The following is a 3,419-nucleotide window of genomic DNA, read 5'->3' on the forward strand; positions in this document are numbered from 1 at the left end:
CTGAAAGACCTTGCCCGGATCGACTCCTTAACCGGCTGTTATAACCGGAGATATGGTCTGGAGCTGCTAGATAGACAGATGAAACTATCCCATCGTAGCAAATCTCACCTTTTGCTGGCTTTTCTGGATATAGATAAATTTAAATCAATTAACGATATCTTTGGGCATAATGAAGGGGATAAGGTTTTAAAAGAAGTAACTAATCTTTTTAAATCTACCCTACGGGAAGTGGATATCATCTGTCGTATGGGAGGAGATGAATTCTTGCTAATATTCCCCAATAGTTCCTTGCAAGATTCTCTTTTGATCAAAGAAAGATTAGACCTGAATTTATCTCAATTAAATCACACCCTAAAGGCATCCTATAAGATAGACCTTAGTATAGGCTTTTCGGAATATGATCCTGATGCTCCTCTCACCATTGATGAACTAATCCGGATAGCCGACCAGAAGATGTATGAAGAGAAGAGAAAGATAAAATAAAATAATAATAAAAAATATCCAATATCAAGAGGTTGTCTTGGAAGACAAGGGGATGGAGATCATAAAAGAGTAGATTAAATCCGGAAGGATTAAAGAGGTAAACCAGCAAGTAAAGAATACTATAAGGAGTAAGATGAGAAAAAAAATTGAAATTCAAGAAGAAAAACGAACCATAGATCCCATGATAAGCTCAAATCTAATAAACATTATAAATAGCCTGCCTTTCTATGTTATGTTAGTTGATGAAGATCATCATATCCTTCTGGCTAATCATGCGGTTAAAAAAATATTTAGCGGAGACCCTGATCAGTTAATTGGCGAGTATTGCCCAAAAGCAATGCATGGATTAGACGGACCCTTCGCAGGTTGTCCCTTGGAGGAATCCGTGAAAAAAGGATGCGCTGTGGAGCGGGAGTTTATTGAACCCAAATCCGGACGATGGGTATCATCAGGAATTTACCCGACCGGACTTAAGACCTCTAATCATCGAGCAGTTTTTTTTCATATGACTCATGACATTACAGAGAGAAAACAGGCGCAAGAGAAACTGCTCTCCAGTTACCAGACTCAAGCTGTGCTCAGTAAATTATTAAATATTTCCTTATTGGATATTTCACTTGAAAAGCAACTCCAGCTTATATTAGATCACATAATGTCTATTCCCTGGCTTGAGCTAAAAAGCAAGGGGAGTATTTTTTTAGTTGAAGATAATCCGGGGTTCTTGGTGATGAAGGCTCATTACGGATTTTCTCCCCAACTATTAAAGACATGCAAAGAGATTTCCTTTGGTCACTGTCTTTGTGGTAGAGCAGCATCATCCGGTCAGGTTGAGTTCGCTGATTGCGTTGATAGCCGTCACGAGAATCAATACCAAGGAATGTCCCCACACGGCCACTATTGTGTTCCTATTCGAACTGCTGGCAAGGTAGTCGGGGTAATTAATATGTATATTGAAGAAAAACATAAACAAAATAAAAAAGAAGAAGAATTTCTTTGTGCAGTGGCTGATGTGCTAGCGGGAATCATTAAGCGTCAACGGTCAGAAGATGAAATTAAACAGAACCTGCGTGATTTGCGTCAAGCTATGGAAGGAAGTGTCGAACTCACTACCTTAATGGTGGAAGCGAAAGACCCTTATACCGCCGGCCACCAACGGCAGGTGTCTATTTTGAGTTGTGCCATAGCTCAAGAAATGAACCTTTCGGAAGAACAGATTGAAGGAACCAAGATAGCAGGGCTTATTCATGATTTAGGTAAAATTAGCATACCGAGTGAAATTCTTAGTAAACCAGGGAGGATAACTGACCTTGAATTCAATCTAATAAAAAATCACCCCCAAATTGGTTATGATATCTTGAAGACAACACAATTTCCCTGGCCGATTAAAGAAATTGTGCTTCAACATCATGAAAGAATGAATGGCTCCGGGTATCCTTCGGGTCTATCAGGTGAAAGTATTTTAATTGAAGCAAGGATCTTAGGAGTAGCCGATGTGGTAGAAGCCATGTCCTCTCACCGTCCCTACCGCCCAGCATTAGGTATCGATAAAGCCCTGGAGGAGATCTCTCAAAACAAAGGCACCCTCTATGATCCCCAGGTTGTAGATGCTTGTTTAAAGCTCTTCCGGAAAAAAGGTTTTACCTTTAAATAGCTGAAATTAGTTAAGATTGTCAGGGAATTTTACGGAGGCGGTTGTTAATGGTCAATAATTCGGTAACTTTTTCTTATGTTTCATAAAGGAAGGAAACTATTAATCAAAATACACTCTAAAATAATTTAACTATAAACCTTTTTGGTTTTTGCTAAAGAGTTTTTATTACTTAAGGCCTTTTATAAAAAAAGAAGAATTTTTATGTCTTTTGTCTTATTAATATTAAGATGTAGAAAAATTGGAAAAGACCAAGACTTTTAAGGACACAATTTTGCTTGCTGCCAGTATTTTCAGTCTTATCCTACTAATGAAACATGGGAAGCTTGAAAATCGATGTCCTTATTCCGGTTGAATTGTTCGCGCGCTAAACTTCGTGTAACAGCAGATTGCCGGTTTTACTTTACTCTCCGCTCAAATCGTACTCCCTGTGGTCGTGCGACTTTGCCAACCTGCAAAACGTTATATGAAGTTAACCATACTAAAAATTAAACTTGAGAGGAAATCGTTATGATAAAGATAAATTATCAGAAGACATTTTTTCCTGTTGGGTACTTTAAGTTTCATAAAAAGCAAGTATTTAATTTTCAGCTTAATCGTGGTTACTCATTAGGGTTTACAAAATTTGAGGATATTGAAGAAGCAGGGAAAAAAATTGAAACATTTAAAGATTGGAAAACCGAGATGGTGAAACTTGCAGAGAAGGCTGTTTCAGAGAATCGTCTTATGAATGCAGCCTTTTATTATCGTGCGGCTGAATTTTATACCTTTGATGACTCTGGCGAAAAAGAATTCTTCTATAACAAATTTTGCGAATATTTCCAATCAGCTTTTAAAGAAGATGAAATAGAACAAATCAAAATACCATATAAATCGGGCTTTCTCCCGTCCATGAGGATACCTCCTGTAAGTAAAAAACTTGGTACGATTGTTATACATGGAGGATTCGATTCTTTCCTGGAAGAGTGGTATTTCATAATGAAATTTTTAGCTGGTAATGGTTATGAAGTCATCGGTTTTGAAGGTCCCGGGCAAGGCGCTGCCCTAAGAAAATATGGGCTTGCTTTTGATATTGAATGGGAAAAACCTATAAAAGCCGTCCTTGATTATTTTAATTTGAAAAACGTAACTCTCTTCGGACTATCAATGGGAGGGTGGCTATGTATACGTGCTGCCGCTTTTGAACCGAGAATAAAGCGTGTTATAGCTTCCGGCCATGCCATTGATTATATGAAATGTTATCCTTATTTAATTCGTATCATGCACCTTTGGTTCTTGAAGCAGAAAA

Annotated in this window: 3 protein-coding genes; all 3 read left to right on the top strand. The window is 37.9% G+C overall.

Features of this window, described 5'->3' with window-relative positions; genetic code table 11:
- Window positions 1-483, top strand: a complete 483-nt coding sequence (locus ENO17_05495; GenBank protein HER24480.1) for a GGDEF domain-containing protein — start codon at window positions 1-3, stop codon at window positions 481-483.
- Window positions 484-616: 133 nt separating this feature from the next.
- Window positions 617-2,134 (top strand): HD domain-containing protein, encoded by a 1,518-nt coding sequence (locus ENO17_05500; protein HER24481.1) that lies wholly within the window; start codon window positions 617-619, stop codon window positions 2,132-2,134.
- Between the two features lie 507 nt (window positions 2,135-2,641).
- On the top strand, window positions 2,642-3,419 hold a 778-nt coding region (locus ENO17_05505; GenBank protein ID HER24482.1), incomplete at its 3' end, for an alpha/beta fold hydrolase.

Source organism: Candidatus Atribacteria bacterium (genome assembly GCA_011056645.1).
Lineage (GTDB): Bacteria > Atribacterota > Phoenicimicrobiia > Phoenicimicrobiales > Phoenicimicrobiaceae > Sediminicultor > Sediminicultor quartus.